We start from the raw sequence: 23,528 nt of genomic DNA, 5'->3' as shown, positions 1-23,528 counted from the left end.
TCAACTCCCCTTCGCGTGACGCCTGGTGAATGCCCACCCCTGATGGCCGCGGCCCTCGGTACGGGCGGGTGTCGACTCGCCGGTGGCCGTCCGGGACTCGTCCCGGCGATCCAGCCGACGGGCCGGGCCCATCAGCTGCTCGTACAGGGCCCTGGCCTCGACCATGGCCTCGCGCATCTCCTCGGTGCCCGCCCGGCCACCGTCCTGCGTCCCACTCGCGCGCGTGGCGGCGACGCGGTGCACGCGCCGGAAACCGTGCACGTGGTGCGCGTGGTGCACGGACAGCGCGGCGAGCTGCTCCTCGTACTGTGCGCCCGCCGGGAAACCGCGGGCCTCGGCCAGCTCGGCGAGCAGCCGGTCCGCCTCGGCCACCGCCTCCGACGGTGAGTCGACGAAACGCTCCTGGGCCGCCGTCCAGCGGGCCTCGAACTGTTCCCGCTGCGCGGGCTCGAGCTCCCGCTCACGCAGCGATCCGTGCCGCTCCACGCGCTCGGCGAGCTCGCGTTCGGCGGCCTTGGAGTCCCCGTCGTGCCGGGCCAGGGCACGGTCGTACTCGGGCCCGAAGCGTCGCTTCAGGCTTCCGCCCGCGTGCCCGCCACGGGCTCGCAGGGTCAGGACGGCCGCCACGATGACGACGACCGCCACGATCACGATCAGAGCAATGATCACGCCTGTGGACATGAATGCCTTCCGGGTTCTCGACCCAACCGACCTTCCGTACGGGCCGGTTCTCTGAAGCGTGTTGCCCCGAAGTCGCTCCCCAAACGGTGCCTGCCCGCCACGGGGGTGTACGTCGGGCCGGTGCGGTTCACGGCGACCGGTCGCCGGAATGCATCCGAGCGACGTGTCGATCCGGCGGTGGCCCGATCGACGCGGAGGTGAGGGAACACCGACTGAGGAGGTAGTCATGGGTGAGGTCATCGCACGGCTGGCCATGTCGCTCGACGGATACGTCGCCGGCCCGGACTCGGGCCGCGAGCACCCGCTCGGCATCGGCGGGGAACGGCTGCACGCGTGGGTGTACGGGCTGCGGACCTTCCGCCGGATGCAGGGGCTGGAGGGCGGGGCGACCGGCCCCGACGACGAGCTGATCGCGGCGTGGGCGGAGCGGCCCGGGGCCGTGGTCATGGGCCACGGCATGTACATCACCGGCGAGATCCCGTGGGGCGACGACCCGCACTTCCACACGCCGGTCTACGTCGTCACCCACCATCCCCGCGAGCCCCTCGTGAAGGAGGGCGGCACCACATTCCACTTCGTCACCGAGGGCCCCGGGCGCGCGCTGGAGCTGGCGCGCGAGGCGGCCGGGGACAAGGACGTCTCGCTGGCGGGCGGTGCGGACCTGGTGCAGCAGTTCATCCGGGCCGGATGGCTGGACGAGCTGCTCCTGCACGTGGTGCCGGTGCTGGCGTGCGGCGGGCGGCGGCTCTTCGAGCACCTCGGTGACGAGCAGCTCGAATGGCGCAAGACGCAGGTGCTCGACTCGCCGGGGGTCACGCATATCCGGTTGCGCGCCCCGCACACCGCCTCACGAGAATGAGGACCATGACGTGGACCCTCGCTCCGGAACCCTTCGACTCCCCGGTCGCCGCCGCGCTGTGGCGGGCGTACTACACGGAGGTCAGCGACCGCTGGTACCTGCTGCACGAAGGGCGCCGGACCGACCCCGCCGAGCTGGAACGGGAGATCGCCGCCGAAACGGGCGCGGATCTCGCCCCGCCCAAGGGGCAGTTGGTGGTCGCACGGTACGACGGTGAACCGGCCGGCAGCGCGGGCGTACGGCTGCTCGACGCCGCGACCGCCGAACTCACCCGGGTGTTCCTGTACGAGGGGATGCGCGGCCGGGGCGGTGCCGCGCTCCTCGTACGGGCGGCCGAGGACGCGGCCCGCGCCCTGGGCGCCACCCGGCTGATCCTCGACACCCGCGGGGACCTCGTGGAGGCCCGCGCGCTGTACGCCCGCCTCGGCTACACGGAGACGGCGCCCCACAACGACGACCCGTACGCCGACCACTGGTTCACCAGGAACCTCGGCTGAGCTGCCGGAACCCGCACGAGCCTCGGCCGGCCCGCACGAACCTCAGCCGACATGCGTGGCCGGACCGCCGTGCGGTTCCTCCCGGTCCGAGCCGCACAGCTCCTCGTTCAGCTCCCGCACCAGCTGGGCGAGGTCGGTCGGCCGGTCCGGGCCCCACCAGTCGCCGAGGAGCTCGGCCAGGGACTCCTCCCGGGCGAGCGCCAGCCGTTCCGCGACCTCGCGGCCCCGGTCGGTCAGCGTCATGTCGAGGCCCGCACGCTCGGCCAGGCCCCGTTCCTCGACCTGCCGGGCGGCGTCGACCAGGACACCCAGGGGGACGGCGCTGCGGTCGGAGAGGACGGCCGGCTCCACCCAGCCGTACTTCTTGATCCGCAGCAGCAGCCAGCTCGCCGCGGGCAGCAGGTCGTAGCCGGCCCGTTCGGTGATCTTCTCGTAGATCCGACGGCGGCCCTCGCGGGTGCCGAGGACGGACAGCGCGCGGCACACCTCGTCGTACGACGAGCGCTCGACCGGGTTGCTGGCGAGGGTCTCGGTGACATCGGGTGCCGTGACGGAGCCGCGCAGCTTGTCCTCCTTCAGGAACCAGGCCAGCACGAAGCCGAGGAGGGCGACGGGAGCGGCGTACAGGAAGACGTCGGTGATGGACGAGGCGTAGGCGTGCAGGGCCGCCGGGCGCAGGGCGGGGGACAGTGTGGCGATGCCCCGCGGGTCGGACTCCAGCGCGTCCGCCGTGACGCCGGGCGGGAGCTGGGCACCCCGGAGGGCGTCCGCGAGCTTGTCACCGAGACGGCTCGCGAAGACCGTGCCGAAGATGGCCACGCCGAAGGAGGCCCCGATGGACCGGAAGAAGGTCGCGCCGGAGGTGGCGACGCCGAGATCCTCGTAGGAGACCGAGTTCTGCACGATGAGGACGAGGACCTGCATGACCAGGCCCAGGCCCAGGCCGAAGACGAAGAAGCAGCCGCTCATCGCCGCGGTGGAGCTGTGCTCGTCGAGCCGGTGCAGCAGGAGCAGGCCGAGGGTGGTGACGCCGGTGCCCAGGACCGGGAACACCTTCCAGCGGCCGGTGCGGCTGACGATCTGGCCGGAGGCCGTGGAGGCCAGCAGCAGGCCGGCCACCATCGGCAGCATGTACACCCCGGACACGGTCGGCGAGACGCCCCGCACGACCTGGAGGAAGGTCGGCAGGTAGGTCATCGCGCCGAACATGGCGAAGCCGACGATGAAGCTGATGACGGCGGAGAGGGTGAAGGTGCGGATCCGGAAGAGTTTGAGCGGCAGGACCGGCTCGGCCGCCCTCCGCTCGACGCGGACGAACACCACGGCCAGCGCGACGCCCAGCACCGTGAGGACGACCACCTGCGGCGAACCCCAGCCCCAGGTGGTACCGCCGAGCGAGGCCACCAGCACCAGGCAGGTGGCCACGGAGGCGATGAGGAACGTACCGAGGTAGTCGATGACGTGCGGGGTGACCTTGCGCGGAATGTGCAGGGTGCTCGCGATCACCGCGAGCGCGACGACGCCGACGGGCAGGTTGACGTAGAAGACCCAGCGCCAGCTCAGGTGCTCGGTGAACAGGCCGCCGAGCAGCGGGCCGAGCACGCTGGTCGCCCCGAAGACCGCGCCGAACAGGCCCTGGTAGCGGCCGCGTTCACGGGGTGGGACGAGGTCGCCGACGATCGCCATCGACAGCACCATCAGCCCGCCGCCGCCCAGTCCCTGGAGCGCGCGGAAGGCGATGAGCTGGGGCATGTTCTGCGCCATGCCGCACAGGGCAGATCCGATGAGGAAGATCACGATCGCGGTCTGGAACAGCTTCTTGCGCCCGTACTGGTCGCCGAGTTTGCCCCAGAGCGGGGTCGCGGCGGTCGATGCCAGCAGGTACGCCGTGACCACCCACGAGAGATGGTCGAGACCGCCGAGGTCGCTGACGATCGTGGGCAGGGCGGTCGAGACGATGGTCTGGTCCAGGGCGGCCAGCAACATGCCGAGCAGCAGCGCGCCGATCGAGACGAGGACGTTGCCGGGCACGTGCGGGTCCCTCGCGTCTCGCGCGTGCCCGGTCGCGACGGGCGCATCCCCTGCCATGCGGACCTCCGTGGATCTCGGTTCCTCTTCTCGTGGGTTCCATCGTGGTCGGAGTGGCGCGTTACGGCCTGTCGAATCCCGCCGGAAGCGGGCATTCCGGGGGCTCACGACGGGGGCTGTGGAGGAGATCTGGATAATCTCTGGAGTTCGGGAGGGGAACGCGAACACATGGACGAGGGGAGGGCCGAACGCGTGGACAAGCCGAAGGGGCACCTGTGCCCGGAGTGCGGAGCGCCGCGGGGGGCCGACAACACCCCGTCCTGCGACTGCCGTCAGCGGGCGTCCGAAGCCCTGCTGCACACCCGTACCGCGGAGGCGGCAGCGGCGGAGGACTTCGATCCGCTGCGGATACGGCCGTACGTGGAGCTGGAGGGCGCGGAGACCGAGACAGGGGCTGGAGCGGCGGCGGGGGCGGGGAACGACGACGTTCGGCATCCGGGGGTTCCGGCGGAGAGCGGGAGCGGGCCCGAAGCCTCGGCCGGAGCCGCGACCGGAGCCATGATGGAAACCGCTGCCGGAACCGCGGCCGGAACTGGTGTGCCCCCGGCGGAGGTCACCATGGCGCTGCGGGCCGTGCCCCCCGGGGCGGCCACCGCAGCGGGACCACCGGTGTCTCCGGCGCCTCCTGTGCCCCCTGTGGCTTCGCACGGGGCCGATCCGCTCGGACCGGAGGCCGCCGCCGTGACGATGCCGATCCCGGCCGTCCGCGCCGGCGCGTTCGACCACCAACCTGTGGACGGGCACGACGGCAGGGTGGATGGCGCAGACGCGACCACCGCGCTGCCGACGCCCCTGGCACCTTCGGCGACCGCGCCCAGCGCCACCGATCTGAGCCTGTTCGAGGCGGACGGCGGTCGGGGCACTCCGGGGGCGTTCGACGACCGGGAGCGGCCGCGCCGCCGGGGCCGTACGGTGCTGCTCGGCGTCGGTGGGGCCGTCGTCGCGGTGGTGGCGGTGGCCGGGTTCGCGAGTGGGCTGTTCACCTACGAGGCGCCCTCGCGCAACGGTGCGGCGCCCGAGGACGTACGCGTCAGCATGCCGGATCCGTCGCCGAGCACGGTGTCCGCCTCCCCGTCCGCCTCGGCCGGCTCCGCCACACCCACGTCCGCGTCACCGTCCCCGTCGGCCAGCGCGAGCCCGTCGCCGTCCTCGGCGTCACCGTCGGCGTCGAGCGCCTCGCCCTCGCCGTCCCGGTCGGCCTCGCCCACGCAGACCACACCGGCCGCCACGCCCACCGCGTCCGCGGGCGGGTCCGGCGACGACCGGTCCGGCGCGACCGTTCTGCGGCGCGGCGACAAGGGGCCCGAGGTGGTCGAACTCCAGCTGCGGCTGACCCAGTTGTTCCTCTACGACCGGGACGCGAGCGGCAGCTACAACGAACATGTCGAGGACGCCGTGCGCAACTACCAGTGGTCGCGCGGCATCCAGGCGCCCGAACTCGGTGTGTACGACCGGGCGACCCGGGCTCGGCTGGAGTCGGAGACGCGGGAGCCGTAGTGGCCTACGGCCGCTGATGTTCGGTTCAGGGGGCCTGTGCCTTTGCCGGTGCCGGTGTCCTTGCCGGTGCCGGTGCCAGTGCCTTGTCGGTTCTGGTCCCGGTGTGGCCGTCGCTGGGGGCTGCCGCCCCCAGACCCCTGCTTCGGCCTGAAGGGCCTCGTCCTCAAACGCCGGACGGGCTGTGATGTGCCGCCCCGTCCCGGGAGGCGGGCCGTGATGTGCCGACCGCTTCCGGACGGAACCCACCCGCCGAAGCTGATGCCGCCGCCGACCCGCCCCGCCACCTACCCCACGTACAACCGGATCCCCTCGTCGCCCGCCGCCTCCACGCGTACCTGCGTGAGGTCGTGCACGAGGGCGTCCGGGTTGTGGAGGCCGGCCCTCGGGCCGACGCCGACGACCCGCATTCCCGCGGCGCGGCCGGCGGTGATGCCGGCCGCCGAGTCCTCGAAGACGACGCAGTCGGCGGGTGCGATGCCCAGTTCCGCGGCGCCCTTGAGGAAGCCTTCCGGGTCGGGCTTGCTGGCGCCGACGGATTCGGCGGTCACCCGGATGTCCGGAAGGCCGAGGCCGGCGGCGGCCATCCGGGCCGTGGACAGGGGGACGTCGGCGGAGGTCACCAGGGCGTGCGGCAGGCCGCGCAGGGCGGCGAGGAACTCCGGTGCGCCGGGGACGGCGACGACGCCGTCCATGTCGGCGGTCTCCTCGGCGAGCATGCGCGCGTTGTCGGCGTGGTTCTGCTCCATGGGCCGGTCCGGCAGCAGCAGGGCCATCGACGCGTAGCCCTGTCGCCCGTGGACGACCTTCATGACCTCGCCCGCGTCCAGCCCGTGCCGCTCGGCCCAGCGCCGCCAGCAGCGCTCGACGACGGCGTCGGAGTTGACGAGTGTGCCGTCCATGTCCAGCAGCAGGGCACGGGCGGTGAGCACGGTGGGCGCGGCGGTGGCCGTCATCGGCAACTCCAGGACGTGGGGCGAGGGGCGCTGGGGTGTGTCCCCGGGTGACAAGGTGGCCCCGCCCGCCGGTCAGGGAGAACGAGCGGGAGCCACTTTGTTTCTCTACGGTACAAAACCCGGCCCGCTTCCGCCAGCGTCTCCGGAAACAGTTCACCCGCCGTTCAGCTCGGCGCGGCTCATCCGGCCACGGCCTCCCACAGGCTCCACACGCCGAGGCCCAGCATCAGCACGGCGGCGATCCGGGTGATCAGTTCCAGCGGCACCCGCTTCATCAGCGCCCTGCCGCCGACGATGCCGAGTCCGGCCACCGCCCACAGCGCCAGCACGGCACCGAGGCCGACGGACAGCGGGTCGTCGTAGCGGGCCGCGAGGTTCGCCGTCATGATCTGCGTGAGGTCGCCGAACTCGGCGACCAGGATGAGCATGAAACCCGCACCGGCGACCTTCCAGAAGGACTGATCCTCCGGCTTGCGGATCTCCTCCTCGCCGTCGTCCTTCTTCAGCAGCAGCACCGCGGCGCCGCCCAGGAAGAGCAGGCCCGTCAGCGCGTGCACGAGCCGCTGGGGCAGCAGCGTCAGCACGCTGCCGGCCGCGACGGCCAGCACCACGTGCAGGGTGAAGGCGGCGGCGACGCCGGCGAAGACGTACGAGGCGCGGTAGCGAGTGCCGAGGACGAGGCCGGCGAGCGCGGTCTTGTCCGGCAGTTCGGCGAGGAAGACGACGCCGAAGACGAGCGCCGTCACGGTGATGCTGATCAAGGTCCCTCAATCGGTCGGGGCTGCCCCACCGAGAGCGCTGAGCCTTTCCACAGGACACCTCGGCAGGGCAGCACACGGGTCCCGCGCCTGACGGCACGGACGTGCACTGCTTGCCGAAGGTCTCGCTGGCCGACCTCGCGATGGTGCGAGGGTCTGCCTCCGGGCGCCGGCTCAGACGAGCTGAGCAGTATGTCGACGGTCCGGCGAAGAGCTACTCCCCTTCTGCGCCGTCCATGGTACGCGACCGCCGCGGAGTCCTTCGAGGCGGGAATCCCGTCATGAACCTTGTTATGTCATGAACGCGTCACTAGCTTCTTACCCACCGCACACCTCCCCGCAACACGGCGTCGCGAGCATTCCCTCGCTCGCACTCCAACGCCCCCTGACCCCACAGGAGTTCGCATGCCGAAGTTCTACGCGCGTCGACGGCTGAGCATACTCGCGACCCTCACCGGCCTCATAGCCTCCGTCGCACTCTTCAACTCGCCGTCCGCCTCCGCCGCCCTCCCCACCCCGGTCAGCGCCGCCACCGCCCGCACCTACCTCTCCTCCCTCACCGTGGCCACCGAGGTCCGCACCGGCTACGACCGGGACCTGTTCCCGACCTGGATCACCATCAGCGGCACCTGCAACACCCGCGAGTACGTCCTCAAGCGCGACGGCTCCAACGTCGTCGTGAACTCCGCCTGCACGGCCACCAGCGGCAGCTGGTACTCCCCGTACGACGGCGCCACCTGGACCGCCGCGTCCGACCTGGACATCGACCACCTCGTCCCGCTCGCCGAGGCCTGGGACTCCGGCGCGCGCAACTGGACCACCGCCCAGCGCCAGGGCTTCGCCAACGACGTGACCCGGCCGCAGCTCCTCGCCGTCACGGACAACGTGAACCAGTCCAAGAGCGACCAGGACCCGGCCGAGTGGATGCCGTCGCTCACCTCGTACCGCTGCACCTACGTCCGCGCCTGGGTGCAGGTGAAGTACTACTACGGCCTGTCGGTCGACTCGGCCGAGAAGTCCGCGCTCACGAGCTACCTCTCCGGCTGCTGACGCGCCCGGAGAACCCGGAGGCGCCGGAACCTCCCCACCGGCCTCCGTCGTTCCGTACCGTACGGGGCGACGGAGGAGGGCGATCACGTGGCGGAACTGCGCCTGGGACCACTGCTGAGGTATGCCGACAGCTCGTCCGCGACCATCTGGGTCGAGGCGAGCCGTCCGTGCACCGCCGAGGTGCGCTGCGCCGACGGCGCCGAGGGCTCGGCCCGCACCTTCCAGGTCGCGGGGCACCACTACGCTCTCGTGCCGGTCGACGGACTGGCACCGGACACGACCCGGTCCTACGAGGTGTATCTCGACGGCGACCGCGTGTGGCCGCTGCCCGAGGCGCCCTTCTCGGCGTTCCCGCCCTCGGTGATCCACACCCCCGGGCAGGACGACGGCGTGCGGGTCGCCTTCGGCTCGTGCCGCTGGGCCGCGCCCGCCGCCGACGCGCACGATCCGGTGGGCCCCGACGCCCTGGACACGCTGGCGGCCCGGATCGCCGCGGACCCCGAGGGCGAACGACCGGACGTCCTGCTGCTGCTCGGCGACCAGGTGTACGCCGACGAGACCTCCCAGGACACCCAGCGCTGGCTGGCCGCCCGCCGCGACCTGAGCGAGCCGCCGGGCACCGGGGTCGCCGACTACGAGGAGTACACCCACCTCTACTACGAGTCCTGGCTCGACCCCGAGATCCGCTGGCTGCTGTCCACCGTGCCCAGCTGCATGATCTTCGACGACCACGACGTCATCGACGACTGGAACACCTCCGCGTCCTGGCTCGCCGACATGCGCGCCACCCCCTGGTGGCAGGAACGACTGCTGAGCGGCCTGATGTCGTACTGGGTGTACCAGCACCTCGGCAACCTCTCCCCCGCCGAACTCGCCACCGACCCCCTCTACGCGGCCGTCCGCGAGACCCCCGACGGCACCGGTCTCCTCCGGGAGTTCGCCGGCCGGGCCGACGCCGACGCGGCCTCGGTGCGCTGGAGCTACCGGCGCGACTTCGGCCGCGTACGCCTGCTGATGGTGGACAGCCGGGCGGCCCGCGTCCTCGAGGAGGACCGCCGCGCGATGCTCGACCCGGGCGAGGAGCGCTGGCTGCGCGAACAGGTGCTGGAGGAACCCGGCTCCTACGACCATCTCCTCATCGGCACCTCGCTGCCCTGGCTGCTGCCGCATCTGGTGAACGACGCCGAGAACTGGGACGCCGCGCTGTGCCGGGGCCGGCGCGGCGCCCGCCTGGCGCGGTTCGGTGAGTATCTGCGGCGCCGGGCCGACCTGGAGCACTGGGCCGCGTTCCCGGCGTCCTTCGAGGCCCTCGGTGAGCTGATCGCCGAGGCCGGTTCCGGGCCGGGGGCACCGGCGACGGTCTGTGTGCTGTCGGGAGACGTCCACCACGCGTATGTGGCCGAGGCGCGGTGGCCGTCACGGGCCGAAGGTGCTCCCCGGGCGCGGGTGGTGCAGCTGACCTGCTCTCCCGTCCACAACTCCATCCCGCTGACGATGCGCCTCGGCTTCCGCTTCGGCTGGAGCGCGGTGGCCCGGGCCCTGGGCAGGGGGCTCGCCCGGCACGGCGGCTGTCCGCCGCCGTCGGTCAAGTGGCGCAAGACGGGCGGTCCCTGGTTCGGCAACCAGCTCATGACGCTCACGCTGCGCGGGCGTTCGGCCCGGCTCCGGCTGGAGCAGGCGCTGACGACCGACGCCGGGCGGGCGCGGCTCGAGGTGGTGCGGGAGTCCGAACTCGCCCCCTGATCAACCGGTTTCGTCCGTTTGTTGTACCCGTGGCCCGGGATGCCCGTGACCCCTCCCACACCGGGGGCACCCGGGGCTGAGACGGTGACACCCCCGACGGCATGATGATGCGGACCGTCCGCTTCCGGCTGGGCGGTCCGCTGCCACGCGCCCCCCACGCCCGGGAGTCTCCGCCTTGTCTGCACCGACCGCGGACCACGTGCCCGTCTCCGTCGCCCTGGTCGGCGCCGGCCCGCGCGGCACCAGCGTCCTGGAACGCCTCAGCGCCTCCGTGCCCGACCTCCTCCCGCCGGCCGCGCGGCTGACGGTCCACGTCGTCGATCCGGCACCGCCCGGCCCCGGGCGGGTGTGGCGCACCGCGCAGTCGGCCGAGCTGCTGATGAACACCGTGGCCTGCCAGGTGACCCTGTTCACCGATCACAGCGTGGACTGCTCCGGCCCGGTCCGGCCGGGCCCGAGCCTCCACGAGTGGGCGGACGGCGAGCTGGGACCGGACGAGTACCCGACCCGTGCCCACTACGGCCGGTACCTGGAGTGGGTGTTCGCGAAGACGGTGCGCGAACTGCCGCCCGGGGTGCGCGTCGAGACACACGCGGCACGCGCGGTACGGCTCGACGACGCCCCCGACGGCCGCCAGACCCTGACGCTCGACGACGGCCGCACCCTGACCGGGCTGGCCGCCGTGGTCCTCGCACAGGGCCATCTGCCGGTGGCCGCGGACACGGCGCAGCGCGGGCTGACCGCGTACGCCGGACGCCACGGCCTGCGGCACGTCCCGCCCGCCAACCCGGCGGACGTCGACCTCTCCCCGCTCGCCCCCGGTGAACCGGTGCTGCTGCGCGGCCTGGGCCTCAACTTCTTCGACCACACGGCCCTGTTGACGACAGGGCGCGGCGGCCGCTTCGAGCGCGCCCCGGGCGGCCGGCTGCGCTACCTCGCCTCCGGCCGCGAGCCGCGCCTGTACGCCGGTTCGCGGCGCGGCGTCCCGTACCAGGCCCGCGGAGACAACGCGAAGGGCGCCCACGGCCGTCACCTCCCGCTCGTGCTGACCGACGAGGCCGTCGCCAGCTTCCGCAAGCGCGCCGACTCCGGCGAGGCGCCGGACTTCCTCGCCGAGATATGGCCGCTGGTGGCGAAGGAGGTGGAGACGGTCTACTACGAAGGGCTCGTCGGCGCCCTGGAGTTCAGGGTGCGGGGGTTCGCGGCCGGGGAGTCCGGCCTTCCGGAGCCCGGCGCCCCGCAGTTCAGGGACCGCTTCCTGGCCACCGCCCACCGCAGCCCCCAGGAGGCGGCCGTACTGGACGAGTTCGGGGTGCCGGAGGCCGACCGCTGGTCCTGGGACCGGATCTCCCGGCCGTACGCGGGCCGCACCTTCGCGACACCGGACGCCTGGCGGGACTGGCTGCTCGGCCATCTGCACGAGGACGCGGCGCAGGCGGCCCTGGGCAATGTCGCCGGCCCACTGAAGGCGGCCCTCGACGTGCTGCGGGACCTGCGCAACGAGCTGCGGCTGATCGTCGACCACGGCGGGCTCGCCGGCGCGTCCCGGCGGGACCATCTGGACCGCTGGTACACGCCGCTCAACGCGTTCCTGTCCATCGGCCCGCCCCGGCGCCGCGTCGAGGAACTGGCCGCGCTGGTGGAGGCGGGCGTGGTGGAGGTGCTCGGACCGCGGCTGGAGGTGCGGGAGGAGGACGGGGCGTGGGTGGCGCACTCGCCGGAGGTGCCCGGCTCCGCTGTCCGGGTGACGACGCTGGTGGAGGCGCGGCTGCCGGAACCGGATCTGCGGCGCACCGGCGACGACCTCCTCGCCCGGCTGCTGAAGACCGGGCAGTGCCGCCCGCACGCCGTCGAGGGCGGGTACGAGACCGGTGGGCTGGACGTGACGCGGCGGCCGTACCGCCTGATGGACCGTCAAGGACGCGTGCACACACGGCGGTTCGCCTTCGGGGTGCCCACTGAGGGCGTGCACTGGGTGACCGCGGCAGGTGCGCGACCGGGTGTGGATTCGGTCACGCTTTCGGACGCCGACGCGGTGGCGAGAGCCGTTCTACGTGCGGCGGCGGGCGAAGCGGAACCCCAAGCGGAAGCACACGCATGGCCAAATGTTGAACTTGCAAGTATTGATTAGCTCCGCCTAGCGTGGGTGCCTCACTCGGTTCCGCCCCCAGACCGGTTCCCCCACGGACCGGCCCGACCGAAGGAGCAACCCCCACATGACCGAACGCCTCAACAGCGCCCAGCCGTACGCCCTCGGCCTGTTCCGCATCGTCGTCGGCCTGGTCTTCGCCCTGCACGGAGCAGCCTCGATCTTCGGCATCCTCGGCGGCGCCGCGGGTACCAACGGCGGCACCCTCGACTCCGGTACCTGGCCCGGCTGGTACGCGGCCGTGATCCAGGTGGTCGCCGGCACGCTCGTGACCCTCGGCCTCGGCACCCGGGCCGCCGCGTTCCTCGCCTCGGGCTCGATGGCGTACGCCTACTTCAAGGTGCACGCGCCGATCGGCCTGGGTCCGTCGGAGAACGGCGGCGAGCCCGCCGCCCTGTTCAGCTGGGCCTTCCTGCTGCTGGTCTTCACCGGCTCCGGCGCCTTCGGCCTGGACCGGCTGTTCGCCCGGCGCGCGGCCACCCGCAGCCGGCCGGCCGCGGAGAAGACCCCGGTGGCCGCGTAACACGACGGCCTCGCCGGGCACTTGAGGGCACCCGACGACGCGGTGAACGCACCGCATCGAACACGTGAGCACCCCGTGACTCTCCTGTCACACCCCAGGCGTACGCTGTATGGCTGTCACGGGGGAAACACGGGGAGTGTCAAGTGCTCGGGAGTCTCGAGAGTGTGGGGTCGTTGACCGGCAGTCCATGGATCTACGCCATGGTCGCGCTGTCGGTCCTGCTGGACGTCTTTCTGCCGGTCCTGCCGAGCGGGGTGCTCGTCATCACCGCCGCCACGGCAGCGGCCGCGGGCTCCGGCGCGGCGACCGGCCAGGTCCCGCACCGGGTCCCCGACATCCTGGCCCTGACCCTCTGCGCCGCCACCGCCTCCGTCCTGGGCGACCTGGTGGCCTACCGGCTGGCCTGGCGGGGCGGCGAGCGCCTCGACCGGGCGATCGCCCGCTCCCGCCGGCTGACCACCGCGCAGGAACGTCTCGGCGGGGCCCTCTCCGGTGGCGGCGGCGCGCTGGTCGTCCTCGCCCGCTTCGCCCCGGCCGGCCGCTCGGTCGTCTCCCTGGTCGCGGGCGCCGCCCACCGCCGCGTCCGCGACTTCCTCCCCTGGTCGGTCCTCGCCGGCATCGCCTGGGCCGCCTACAGCGTCGCCCTCGGCTACCTGGGCGCCCAATGGCTGGGCGCGACCTGGCTGGCCACGGCCGTATCCCTACTCGCCCTCTTCGGAGCAGGCGCAGCAGCGGCCTACGTCATGCGCCGCCAACCGGCCTGACCCCACAAGCCCCCCACACGGCACCGCCCCACAGGGGCGCGGGGAACTGCGCGACCAGCCACAACCCACCCGCAGCCGACACACAACCGCACCCGCCCGTGCGAGCCGAAACAGCGGGCACCTGACAGCGGACAGCCCGACAACGCCCCAAAGGGGCGCGGGGAACTGCGCGACCAGCCACAACCCACCCGCAGCCGACACACAACCGCACCCACCCGCGCGAGCCGACCCGAGCCGACCCGAGCCGCTCCAGGGAGCGGGCCCCCGCCGTGGGCACACGGACGCACCCGGGCCGGCGCCCCTACCCGGCCCGCCGCCCCGCCTGCCCCCGAACCTCCAGCCCCGCCAACAGCTCCGCGGTGGCCTCCGCGATCACGTCCACGGCACGGTCGAACACCTCCTGGTTGTGTGCGGCGGGCGCCCGAAACCCGGAGACCTTCCGTACGTACTGCAGCGCGGCGGCCCGAATATCGGCCTCCGTCGCCTCCTCGGGCAACACGGGCGGACGAAGTGTCTTGATGCTCCGGCACATGCCCCCAGTCTCACCCCGGACGGCTGATTTGCCGAACCGGCAAACCGCCTCGCGATGCCCTCCCCGCCGGTCCCAGGATCGCCGTACGACAAGAAGGCGAGGACACATGCCGTACCCGACCCACCCCACGGACGTCACCCACCGTCTGGTCGCCACACCGGCGGGCCGGACCCATCTGGTCGAGCAGGGAGACGGGCCGCTGGTCCTGCTGCTGCACGGCTTCCCGGAGTCCTGGTACGCGTGGCGGCACCAGCTGCCGGCGCTGGCCGCGGCCGGCCACCGGGCGGTCGCCGTCGACGTGCGCGGCTACGGTCGCTCCTCGAAGCCACCGGCGGTGGACGACTACCGGATGCTCGACCTGGTCGAGGACAACGTCGCCGTGGTGGAGGCCCTCGGCGAGCGGTCCGCGGTCGTGGTCGGCCACGACTGGGGCGCGACCGTCGCCGCGCACTCCGCCCTGCTCCGCCCGGACGTCTTCACCGCGGTGGGGATGCTGAGCGTCCCGTACACCCCGCCCGGCGGCCCCCGGCCCGGTGAGGTCTTCGCGCGGCTGGGCGGCGAGGAGGAGTTCTACGTCTCGTACTTCCAGGAGCCGGGTCGCGCCGAGCGGGAGATCGAACCGGACGTGCGCGGCTGGCTCGCCGGGTTGTACGCCGCCCTCTCCGCCGACACGATGCCGGCGCCCGGCGCCCCCGACCCGCACTTCCGGTCGCCCGGCGGAACCCTGCGGGACCGCTTCCCCTCGTCCCGCCTGCCCTCCTGGCTCACGGAGCGGGATCTCGACGTGTACGCCGGGGAGTTCGAGCGAACCGGCCTGACCGGCGCGCTGAACCGCTACCGCGCCATGGACCGCGACTGGAAGGACCTCGCCGGCTTCGCGGGCGCTCCTCTCATCCAGCCGTCGCTGTTCCTCGGGGGCTCCCTGGACGCCTCGACGACCTGGCTGGCCGACGCGATCGACGCCTTCCCCACCACCCTCCCCGGACTGCGCTCCTCGCACCTTCTGGAGGGCTGCGGCCACTGGATCCAGCAGGAACGACCGGAGGAGGTGAGCCGTCATCTCACCGACTGGCTGGGCTCCTTGGCGGGCTGAGCCGAGAGGTACACCCGTTCGCATGAACCACGGGAAGGAACTCGCCACCCAAAATCGAACAGGCGTACCATTGCCGCGTGGCTACGACCTATGACTTTCCGAGTGACCTCCTCGCCGGTCAGGAGGAGCTGCATCAGGTCCGGGCCGAGCTGTCGGCCCTGCTGAAGCGGCTTCCCTGGTCGGTCGAGGCCCTGGACGGCTTCAGTGACGACAACGGCTGGCGCAAGGTGGAACGCCCCGCCTCCCCCGGCTGGACGGCCGACGAGCAGGCCGAGGTGGAGAAGCTGCGGCAGCGCGAGCACGAACTCGCGGTCTTCGTGAGCTGCCACCGCTTCTGGGCGGAAGTCGCGACGGCCGAGCGGGTCGACGCCCGCACCGAGCTGAAGCACGCACAGGGCACGTGAACGCGGAAGACCCCGGCCGTGATCGGCCGGGGTCTTCTCCCGTGTGGGCGCGGACGGTTTCGAACCGCCGACATCCTGCTTGTAAGGCAGGCGCTCTACCCCTGAGCTACGCACCCGAGACGAGTCGACAGCCTACATTGCCCGGCCCCCGGTCCCGCAAACCCGTATCGCGGTCCGACCTGCGCGGCCGGGCGGCGGCGCCCGCGTGCGGGGGTTTTCCCCACCCCGGATCCGGGAGGCCGCCGGATCCTTCGCCGGGCCCCGGATCCGTACGGTCGTAGAGGCTTCGCGGTCCGGCTCAAGGGGAGACCGGAGGCGCGCCGATCTCAGGGGGATCCTCATGGCCCGTACCGTTCCTGTTCGCGTCGCCGCCGTCGCCGGGGCCGTCGGGGTGCTCCTCGCCGGCGCCACCGCCTGCGGCGCCTCCGCGGGAGACGACAAGCACCCCGACCACAGGGCCTTCCCCCTGCACGGCAGGACCCTCACCGTCGACTCCGACGACTCGGCGCTGGAGATCGTCGCCGCCGACTCGAACACGGCGGGGACGGTGGCGGTCACCCGGTGGTGGCAGGGCAGCGTCGCTCTCGGCAAGGAGCCCAGGGTGACCTGGTCCATGAAGGACGACCGGCTCGTGCTGCGCCTGAAGTGCACCGGCGTGGTCGCCGACTGCTCGGCCAGGCACCGGATCGAGGTGCCGGCCGGGGTCGCCGTGAAGGTCGAGGACGGGGACGGGAGCGTGCGGGCCCGCGGGTTCGAGGATGCGCTGAGCATCCGTACCGGGGACGGGTCCGTGCAGGTCACCGACTCCACCGGGCCGCTGGAACTGCGCACCGGCGACGGGTCCGTGCGGGCCGACGTCTCCTCGCGGCGGGTCAGCACCGTCACCGGGGACGGCTCGGTGCACCTCGAACTCGGCGCCGTACCGGACCTGGTGGAGTCGCACAGCGGGGACGGCTCGGTCACCATCGCGCTGCCCCGGTCCACGTACCGGGTCAGCACCGAGACCGGTGACGGAGGGGTGGATGTGTCCGTGCCCCGGGACGACTCCAGTTCGCACGTCGTGTCCGCCCGTACCGGCGACGGCAAAGTCACGGTGCGGACCGCGAACTAACAGCCCCGTGTGTTCGTCCTTAACCGGTGGGAGAATGACACCAGGCACCGGCCAGGACGAACGAAGCACGGGAGAGGGATGTGACGGCGACACCTTCGCAGCCGTACTCGCCGTCGGTGCCGCGCGCACACCACCGTGCCGCACGTCGGGCGCTGGGCGACGCCCTCGCCCTGATCGCCCTGCCCGTCGCGCTGGCCCTCACGCTGCCCGCCGCGTTCGCCGGCGGCGGCACCCGGCGCTGGTTCGGCGGCCGGGCCGAGAGCCAGCGGGCCGAGGCGCAGGCCGCGAAGGACGCCGCCGCGGCCGCGTTCTACGAGCTGGACACCGCCCAGCGCGATCTGCGGATCTCCATCGAGACGATCACCGCCGTCGACGACTCGCCCGCCGCCCGACGCGCGGTCGCCGACTTCGAGGCGATCGGCAGGCGGGTCGACGAGGCCAGCAGCCAGTACATCGACGCGGTGGACGCGCACGACCTCGACCGCGACGACCTGGAGGCGCACGCCGCCTCCCAGGCGCGCACCCGGCTGACCGCCGCGAAGGACGAGCTCGGCCGCGTCAAGCAGGAGCTGGACCGCTTCACCGACGGGCTCGGGCCGCTGCTCGGTAAGGCGGAGACGCAGCTCGCCCGGCTGGCGCCCGCGGTGGAGCGGGCCCGGCAGGGACTGCTGGCCGCCTCGAACGCCCTGGACGCGGTCCGCGCCTCGGGACTGACCGCGGACGACCTGGCCGCCCGGCTGGCCGCCCTCGCCCCCGAGCTGACCAAGCTGAACCAGGGCGCCGGGCAGCACGGCGTGCCGGGGACGCTGGAGCGGGCCGAGCGGGTGGCCCGGGAGGCCGAGGCGGTGCGCGTGGAGGCCGAGCGGCTGCCGGAGCGGGCCGCGGAGACCGACCACCGGCTCGTCTCGCTGCGGACCCGCGCCCAGGCGCTGACCACACGCGCGGGACAGGTGGAGCCGGTGCTGAGCGAGCTGCGGCGGCGGTTCACGGCGGAGTGCTGGCAGGACCTGCAGCATGTGCCCGAGCTGGCCGGGGACAACGTCCGGCAGGCGGAGCTGAAGCTGAAGGAGGCGCAGGCCGCGCGGGACGCGCAGCGCTGGCCGGACGCCACCGCACTGCTGTCGACGGTGCGGGCACTGCTGAACACCACCGACGAGTCGGTGTCCGCGGCCGGGGACCGGCTGCGGCGGCTGAACGCCGTGCAGAAGGACCCGCAGCAGGAGATCGAGCGGACGCGGTTCGCGATCCGGGACGCGCAGCGGCTGGCCATGGCCGGCCGCAACACGCCCGACCCGCGGCACGCGCGCCCGCTGGACGACGCGGTCGCCCGGCTGGACCGGGCGATCGGCACGCTGGAGGGCCGCCACCCGGACTACTGGCACTTCCTGACGGAGACGGAGACCGTACGGCAGTCCGTGACGCGGGTGGTCTCGCAGATCCGGGAGGAGCGGGGAGCCGGCCACTGAGTCCGGCTCCCGCCCCGGAAAGCACCGGTCAGGTGCGGTACGCGTAGAACGCCGCGTTCGGGTAGGAGGCGACGAGGCTCGCCACCGACCTGCGGTAGGTGTTGTTGGAGTGGTAGGTCACGTAGGGCACGCCGCCGCTCTTGTACGTGACGATCATCGTGTGGTCCTTGGACCCGTCCTTGTCGAAGTCCATCTGGAGGACGTCGCCGACCTCGAGCTGGAAGACGTTGGCGAGGCTGGTGGTCCGCTTGGAGTTCTGGGCGAACCAGGACCACTCGTTGACGCCGACGAACGAGTCCGACTGGATGTCGGCGTTGCCGAACCACTTGGTGTAGTCGTACACGTAGCCGGGGACGTGCTTCCAGCCGCCCGCCTTCAGGGACTGGCTGACGAAGTTGGTGCAGTCGCCGCCGTCCGCGTGGCCGTTGTAGTTCGGGTAGGCCGTGTTGTAGACGTTCCAGTACTTCTCGGCGTAGGTCGCCATCGCCTTGTAGTCGTAGGCGGTACCGGCCTTCGGAACCGCGACCGGGTTCCGGGTGGTCGCCGCGCGCGGGGCGTTCGGCATGGTGTCGTCCGCCGTGGTCGCCTTGACGGACACCGGCTTGGAGAGCGTGTTCACCGCGAGACCACCCTGGTCGGTGTCCTCGACGTCGGTGAGCTGCCAGGTGCCCCGCTCGTCGGCCTTGAAGGTCAGCTCGTGCTGGGCCTGGAAGCCGGTGGACTTCGGCGCGCCGCCGCGGGCCTGCGCGTAGGTCAGGGTCGTGGTCTCGGTGACCGCGGCCTTGGCCGTACGGCCCGTCACGCGCGTGGCGTTCAGGGTGACGGTGGTGGTGGCCTTGCTGTACTTCTCGCCGGCCTTGGCCAGGGTGTCCTTGCGCCGGCCCAGCGTGGACAGGGCCGCGTCCTCGGTCCGGGCGGTGCCCGAGGACACCTTGACGTCACCGGAGAAGCCGTCCGTCAGCTGCTTGCCGCGGCCCCCCTGGTTGCCCTCGACCAGGGCGTCCGTGCGGTCGGTGAAGACCGCGTCGGCCAGCCGCTGGAAGGTGGCCTTGGTCTGCGCGTCGACCGTGGGGTCGTCGACGACGGCCGCACCGGCGCTCCAGTTGGGCAGCAGCGCCACTCCGGCGACGACGGAGGCAGCGGCCGCCCCGAGTATGGTCGCGCGACGCCGCGTACGGCTCAATTTCCTTGACTTCACTGAAGATTCCCCTCTTCACCGGCACTGGGGACGCCGGGAAGCGCATCTTCGCATGCTCTGTGCGCACGTTGTGAAGAGGGTTAACGGTTGAGGTTTGGTTACTCCACGACCGTCGACCAGGCGGGAGACTGCGCCGGGTCGAGGCTGCGCAGCCGTTCCAGGGTCTCCGGTTTCTGTACGTCCATCCAGTCGGCCAGTTCCCTGAAGGACACGCACTTGACGCCCTTCTTGGAGCACACGCTCTTGATGACCTGGTCGATGGACTTCATGTAGATGCCGCCGTTCCAGTCCTCGAAGTGGTTTCCGATGAACAGCGGGGCCCGGCTGCCGTAGTAGACGCGGTTGAAGCCGGCCATGTAGGAGTCGACGGTCTCCTGTTCCCACTGCGGGAACTTGACCGCGTCGCCCTGGGTCTCGCCCTCGGACTGGTTGTAGAGGAAGTTGAAGTCCATGGACAGGCCCTGGTACTTGCCGCCGTCGTAGGGGAGCAGCTGGAGCGGGAAGTCCCACAGGCCGTTCTTCTTCTTGGGCCATATCTGGAAGTCACCGGTGGAACTGGCGTCGTAGCGCCAGCCGTAGCTCTTGGCGGCCTTCAGCAGGTTCGCCTGGCCCTCCAGGCAGGGCGCGCGGCCGCCGGTGACCTCCTTCTTGAAGTCGAAGGGCAGCGGGTCGATGTCCTTGTAGCCGGTGTTGGTCTTCCAGTTCTCCACGAAGGAGTAGAACTGGTCGATCTCGCTCTTCCACTCCTGGACGCTCCAGTCGCCGCCGCCCTTGGCGCCGCAGAAGTGGCCGTTGAAGTGGGTGCCGATCTCGTTGCCCTCCTTCCACGCCTCGCCGAGCTGCTCCAGCGTGGTGCGGATGTGCTCGTCGGTCGGGAAGCTGATCGCCGAGGAGCCCTTGGAGTGCATCGGTGGGGAGTAGAGGTCCCTCTTGCTCTTCGGCAGCAGGTAGATGCCGGTGAGGAAGAAGGTCATGTGGGCGTTGTACTCCTTCGCCAGCTCCCGGTAGTGCGAGAAGAGTTCGTCGTCGCCCTGCAGCGCGCCGTCCCAGGAGAACACGACGAACTGGGGAGGCTTCTCACCCGGCTTGAGCGGTACGGCCTTCAGCTCGCCGCTCTGCGGGCCGGTGTACGACGTGGAGCCGTCCCCCAGCACCTTCGTTCTGCCGTCCCACACGGGCTCTTTGCTCGCCTTGTCCGAGGCGCCCTTGCCCCCGGAGGACGCGGTGGGCGTGGTGCTGTCCGAGCGGTTCAGCGCCAGGTAGCCCGCGACCAGGGAGGCCACGACGAGGAGAGCGGCCAGGGTTATGAACCCCGGCCGGGGGGTGCGGCGGGGTGCGCGGGCTCTCCGGCGCCGGCCGGATGGCGCCTTCGTACGAGGCTTCATGTGCGGCTCATTCTGCGAGGGTGCGGGTGCGCTGGCGGTCGGTCAGCCAAGTGGGCTCATGGCGCTCGACCAGATTCCGTAGGGGACGTCAGGCGAGGTTTCCTCCCCTCCGGACGGGCCGGCCGGGAGGGCCGGTGTTCCGGCCACGCCCTTCAGCGGCAGGGGTTGCAGGCTCTTGCTCAGATTGATCCGGTAGACGACGACGGCGGTCGACACGGATTTGTTCGTGCCGACGTACCAGGCGGCGGTGTCGTCCTGCGTGGTGCCGGTCTTGCCCGCCACGTCCGCGGCGGCGGGCGCGTCGCCGGGGTGGGCACTACGGAAGGCGTCCCGGAGCCCCTCGGTGACCGAGCCGGCCGTCTCGGCCCTCACCGCCCTGGTCGGCTTCGGCCGGACCAGTGCGATGCCGGAGCCGTTGCGGGTGATCCGGCTGACCGAGTACGGCTCGGTGTGCCGGCCGCCGGCGGCGAAGGTGGCGTAACCGCTCGCCATCCGCAGCGCGCTGGGGGTGGCGCTGCCCATGGACAGTTCGGGCACCTGCCGCCCGAAACTGGAGGGCAGGAGGCCGGCCGCCTCGGCGGTCTTGCGCACGTTGGCCAGGCCGGTGTCCATTCCGAGCTGCATGAACGGCGTGTTCACCGACTGGGCCAGCGCCGTGCGCAGACTGATCCGGCCCCACGACTTCTTGCCGTCGTTGCGGGCGGCGACCACCTTGCCGGAGCGGTCCCAGTACGGCCCCTCGGGTGTGGTGACCGGGACGTTGTCGTCACCGTTGTAGACCGACTCCGGGGTGACCGGTGTGGTGGTCCCGTCGCGGGTCTTGGTGACCCCGTGTTCCAGGGCGGCGGCGTAGACGAAGGGCAGGAAGGCGGAGCCCGCCGAGACGGTGGTCGCGTTGGACTCGTTGTAGCCCTGCGTACGGTGGTCCGGGCCGCCGTAGACGGCGAGGATCCGTCCGTCGGCGGAGACCGAGGTGGCCCCGTAGTGAGTGCTCTTGGCCCTGTCCGGGTCGCTCTTCCTGACGTCCTTGCGGGCCTTGGCCACGGCGTCGGTGAGCTCGGCCTCCCGCTTGCGGTCGAAGGTGGTGTAGATCTGGTAGCCGCCCAGGTCGAAGTCCTTGTCGGAGATGTGCGCGGTCTTCTTGGCGTACTGGGTGGCGAGTTCGACCAGGTAGTCGCTCTGCTTGCCGGTGTCGTAGGTCCGCGACTGCTTGAGCGGCTCGGGGAACGTCCTGTACTTGGCGCGTTCGGTGGGCGACAGCTTGCCGAGGTCCACCATGCGGTCGAGGATCCACGACCAACGCTCGACGGCCCGGTCGTGGTTGGCCTTGCTGAGGACGGGGTCGTAGAGGCCCGCGCCCTTGAGCAGGGAGGCGAGGAAGGCGGCCTCGCTCACGTTGAGCTCGCTCACGTCCTTGCCGTAGTAGGCCTGGGCGGCGCGCTGCATGCCATAGGTACCGCGGCCGAACCAGCTGGTGTTGAGGTAGCCCTCGAGGATCTTGTCCTTGCTCAACTTGTTGTCGAGCTTGAGGGAGATCATCGCCTCGGTGAACTTGCGGCCCACCGACCGGTTCTGGTTCAGATAGACGTTCTTCACGTACTGCTGCGTGATGGTGGAACCACCCTGGGTGTCGCCCTCGCCCACGGTGCGCCACAGGGCGCGGCCGATGCCGCTGACGGATATGCCCGGGTCCGAGTAGAAGCTCGCGTTCTCCGCGGCCAGTACCGCCCAGCGGACGTCCTCCGGTATGTCCTTGAGCGGCATCGCCTGTCGCTGCACCCAGCCGGTACGGGCCATCGGGGTGCCGTCGGACCAGAAGAAGACGTTGTCCTGCTGGGTGGCATACGTGTTCAGGTTGTCCGGTATGTCCGTGGCGGCGTACGCGACGACCAGCAGCAGGCTGCTCAGCCCGACGGACGTCAGAACGGCCCCCAGCGACTGCCGCCAGGACGGCAGCCAGCGGCGCCAGCCGACGCGGCCGGGCCGCGGGTACAGCGGCCGCAGCTTGCGGGCGTACGGCGCCGCGAGGTGCACGAGCGGCGTCAGGCCGGTGATCAGCGGGTCCAGCCGCGGCCCGACGGCCGCGGTGACGCGAGCGCGCAGGGAGGGCGCCGGCGTCTTGTGCCGGGTGGGCCGGCCGCCGGGTTGCGGGGGTTCGGGATGGAGTGCCCGCAGCGCATCGACCTTGAGCTGCATGGTGGCGTCCGCGGCCGGCGGTGGGTCGGCCTGCGGCGACGGGTCGGCTTTCCTGGGCGGGGCGGCCTTCCTCGGCGGGACCGCTTCCCCGGGCCGGGCGGCCTTACGCGGCGGGTCGGCCGGCTCGGAGGACTCCATCCGCAGCGCCGGGTTCGCCCGCAGTGCGTCGACGTTGAGCTGCATGGTCGCGTCCGCGGCCGGCGGCGGGTCGGCCTGCGGCGACGGGGCAGCCTTCCTCGGCGGGACGGCTTTCCTTGGCTGGGCTGCCTTCCGAGGCTGGGCTTCCCTCGGCGGGACGGCTTGCCTGGGCTGGGCGGCTTTCCGGGGCTGGGCGGCTTCCCTCGACAGGCCGCCTTCCCTCGACGGACCGGCTTCCCTCGACAGACCGCCTTCCCTCGACGGACCGGCTTCCCCTGGCCGGGCGGCCTTCTTCGGCGGGTCGGCCGGCTCTGAGGACTCCATCCGCAGCGCCGGATTCGCCCGCAGCGCATCGACGTTGAGCTGCATGGTCGCGTCCGCCGGCGGCGGCGGATCGGCCTGCGGCGACGGGTCGGCTTCCCTCGGCGGGGCGGCTTTCCTGG

The 23,528-nt window shown here is 72.0% G+C and carries 20 protein-coding genes and 1 tRNA gene; 12 read left to right on the top strand and 9 right to left on the bottom strand.

The features are described 5' to 3' along the window. Complete coding sequence (locus OG985_RS32080) at positions 1-681, bottom strand: hypothetical protein (RefSeq protein WP_371671832.1); 681 nt, start codon at positions 679-681, stop codon at positions 1-3. Positions 682-907: 226 nt separating this feature from the next. Here OG985_RS32080 and OG985_RS32075 point away from each other — a divergent pair, with 226 nt between their 5' ends. Then, entirely contained in the window at positions 908-1,540 is a 633-nt protein-coding gene (locus OG985_RS32075) for a dihydrofolate reductase family protein (RefSeq protein ID WP_371671831.1), read from the top strand. A gap of 5 nt (positions 1,541-1,545) precedes the next feature. Beyond that, a complete protein-coding gene (locus OG985_RS32070) occupies positions 1,546-2,037 on the top strand; it encodes a GNAT family N-acetyltransferase (RefSeq protein ID WP_371671830.1) in 492 nt (163 codons plus the stop codon). Between the two features lie 42 nt (positions 2,038-2,079). Here the strand turns inward: OG985_RS32070 and OG985_RS32065 are convergent, their stop codons facing one another. Continuing rightward, complete coding sequence (locus tag OG985_RS32065; protein WP_371671829.1) at positions 2,080-4,125, bottom strand: DHA2 family efflux MFS transporter permease subunit; 2,046 nt, start codon at positions 4,123-4,125, stop codon at positions 2,080-2,082. 168 nt (positions 4,126-4,293) lie between these two features. Between OG985_RS32065 and OG985_RS32060 the strand changes: the two genes are divergently transcribed. Further along, complete coding sequence (locus OG985_RS32060) at positions 4,294-5,622, top strand: peptidoglycan-binding protein (RefSeq protein WP_371671828.1); 1,329 nt, start codon at positions 4,294-4,296, stop codon at positions 5,620-5,622. A gap of 284 nt (positions 5,623-5,906) precedes the next feature. Here the strand turns inward: OG985_RS32060 and OG985_RS32055 are convergent, their stop codons facing one another. Together OG985_RS32055 and OG985_RS32050 are read right to left on the bottom strand one after the other, a co-directional pair. Beyond that, on the bottom strand, positions 5,907-6,575 hold the full coding sequence (locus OG985_RS32055; protein ID WP_371671827.1) for an HAD family hydrolase: 669 nt from the start codon (positions 6,573-6,575) through the stop codon (positions 5,907-5,909). A 179-nt stretch (positions 6,576-6,754) separates the two neighbouring features. Next, positions 6,755-7,336 carry a TMEM165/GDT1 family protein gene (locus OG985_RS32050; protein ID WP_371671826.1) on the bottom strand — a complete coding sequence of 194 codons (582 nt, stop codon included), beginning with the start codon at positions 7,334-7,336 and terminating at the stop codon, positions 6,755-6,757. A 402-nt stretch (positions 7,337-7,738) separates the two neighbouring features. On the opposite strand from OG985_RS32050, the gene OG985_RS32045 reads away from it, so the two are divergent. From OG985_RS32045 to OG985_RS32025, 5 genes are all read left to right on the top strand, one after another. Next, a complete protein-coding gene (locus OG985_RS32045) occupies positions 7,739-8,383 on the top strand; it encodes an HNH endonuclease family protein (protein ID WP_371671825.1) in 645 nt (214 codons plus the stop codon). 87 nt (positions 8,384-8,470) lie between these two features. Then, positions 8,471-10,126: an alkaline phosphatase D family protein gene (locus OG985_RS32040; RefSeq protein WP_371671824.1), complete on the top strand. Its 1,656-nt coding sequence runs from the start codon at positions 8,471-8,473 to the stop codon at positions 10,124-10,126. A gap of 175 nt (positions 10,127-10,301) precedes the next feature. Next, on the top strand, positions 10,302-12,257 hold the full coding sequence (locus OG985_RS32035; protein WP_371671823.1) for an FAD/NAD(P)-binding protein: 1,956 nt from the start codon (positions 10,302-10,304) through the stop codon (positions 12,255-12,257). An 85-nt stretch (positions 12,258-12,342) separates the two neighbouring features. Then, positions 12,343-12,798: a DoxX family protein gene (locus OG985_RS32030; protein WP_371671822.1), complete on the top strand. Its 456-nt coding sequence runs from the start codon at positions 12,343-12,345 to the stop codon at positions 12,796-12,798. A 200-nt stretch (positions 12,799-12,998) separates the two neighbouring features. Further along, entirely contained in the window at positions 12,999-13,562 is a 564-nt protein-coding gene (locus tag OG985_RS32025) for a DedA family protein (RefSeq protein WP_371674559.1), read from the top strand. Positions 13,563-13,863: 301 nt separating this feature from the next. Here OG985_RS32025 and OG985_RS32020 read toward each other — a convergent pair whose 3' ends face one another. Beyond that, positions 13,864-14,094 carry a DUF2277 domain-containing protein gene (locus tag OG985_RS32020; protein ID WP_371671821.1) on the bottom strand — a complete coding sequence of 77 codons (231 nt, stop codon included), beginning with the start codon at positions 14,092-14,094 and terminating at the stop codon, positions 13,864-13,866. A 106-nt stretch (positions 14,095-14,200) separates the two neighbouring features. On the opposite strand from OG985_RS32020, the gene OG985_RS32015 reads away from it, so the two are divergent. Further along, positions 14,201-15,187 (top strand): alpha/beta fold hydrolase, encoded by a 987-nt coding sequence (locus tag OG985_RS32015; protein WP_371671820.1) that lies wholly within the window; start codon positions 14,201-14,203, stop codon positions 15,185-15,187. 77 nt (positions 15,188-15,264) lie between these two features. Then, positions 15,265-15,591 (top strand): hypothetical protein, encoded by a 327-nt coding sequence (locus OG985_RS32010; RefSeq protein ID WP_371671819.1) that lies wholly within the window; start codon positions 15,265-15,267, stop codon positions 15,589-15,591. Positions 15,592-15,635: 44 nt separating this feature from the next. On the opposite strand, the gene OG985_RS32005 is transcribed toward OG985_RS32010, so the two are convergent. Continuing rightward, positions 15,636-15,707, bottom strand: a tRNA-Val gene (locus OG985_RS32005). A 224-nt stretch (positions 15,708-15,931) separates the two neighbouring features. Between OG985_RS32005 and OG985_RS32000 the strand changes: the two genes are divergently transcribed. Then, on the top strand, positions 15,932-16,702 hold the full coding sequence (locus tag OG985_RS32000) for a DUF4097 family beta strand repeat-containing protein (RefSeq protein WP_371671818.1): 771 nt from the start codon (positions 15,932-15,934) through the stop codon (positions 16,700-16,702). Positions 16,703-16,782: 80 nt separating this feature from the next. Beyond that, positions 16,783-18,168, top strand: a complete 1,386-nt coding sequence (locus OG985_RS31995) for a hypothetical protein (RefSeq protein WP_371671817.1) — start codon at positions 16,783-16,785, stop codon at positions 18,166-18,168. 28 nt (positions 18,169-18,196) lie between these two features. On the opposite strand, the gene OG985_RS31990 is transcribed toward OG985_RS31995, so the two are convergent. The 3 genes from OG985_RS31990 to OG985_RS31980 all read right to left on the bottom strand — a co-directional run bounded on the left by OG985_RS31990 (position 18,197) and on the right by OG985_RS31980 (position 22,947). Next, the gene (locus OG985_RS31990; protein WP_371671816.1) at positions 18,197-19,351 is read right to left on the bottom strand and encodes an amidase domain-containing protein; all 1,155 of its coding nucleotides are present in this window, start codon (positions 19,349-19,351) and stop codon (positions 18,197-18,199) included. A gap of 113 nt (positions 19,352-19,464) precedes the next feature. After that, a complete protein-coding gene (locus OG985_RS31985; protein ID WP_371671815.1) occupies positions 19,465-20,751 on the bottom strand; it encodes a hypothetical protein in 1,287 nt (428 codons plus the stop codon). A gap of 42 nt (positions 20,752-20,793) precedes the next feature. Next, on the bottom strand, positions 20,794-22,947 hold the full coding sequence (locus OG985_RS31980; protein ID WP_371674558.1) for a transglycosylase domain-containing protein: 2,154 nt from the start codon (positions 22,945-22,947) through the stop codon (positions 20,794-20,796). Positions 22,948-23,528: the final 581 nt, after the last annotated feature.

Source organism: Streptomyces sp. NBC_00289 (genome assembly GCF_041435115.1).
GTDB lineage: Bacteria > Actinomycetota > Actinomycetes > Streptomycetales > Streptomycetaceae > Streptomyces.
This window is presented reverse-complemented; position numbering and strand designations above follow the sequence as displayed.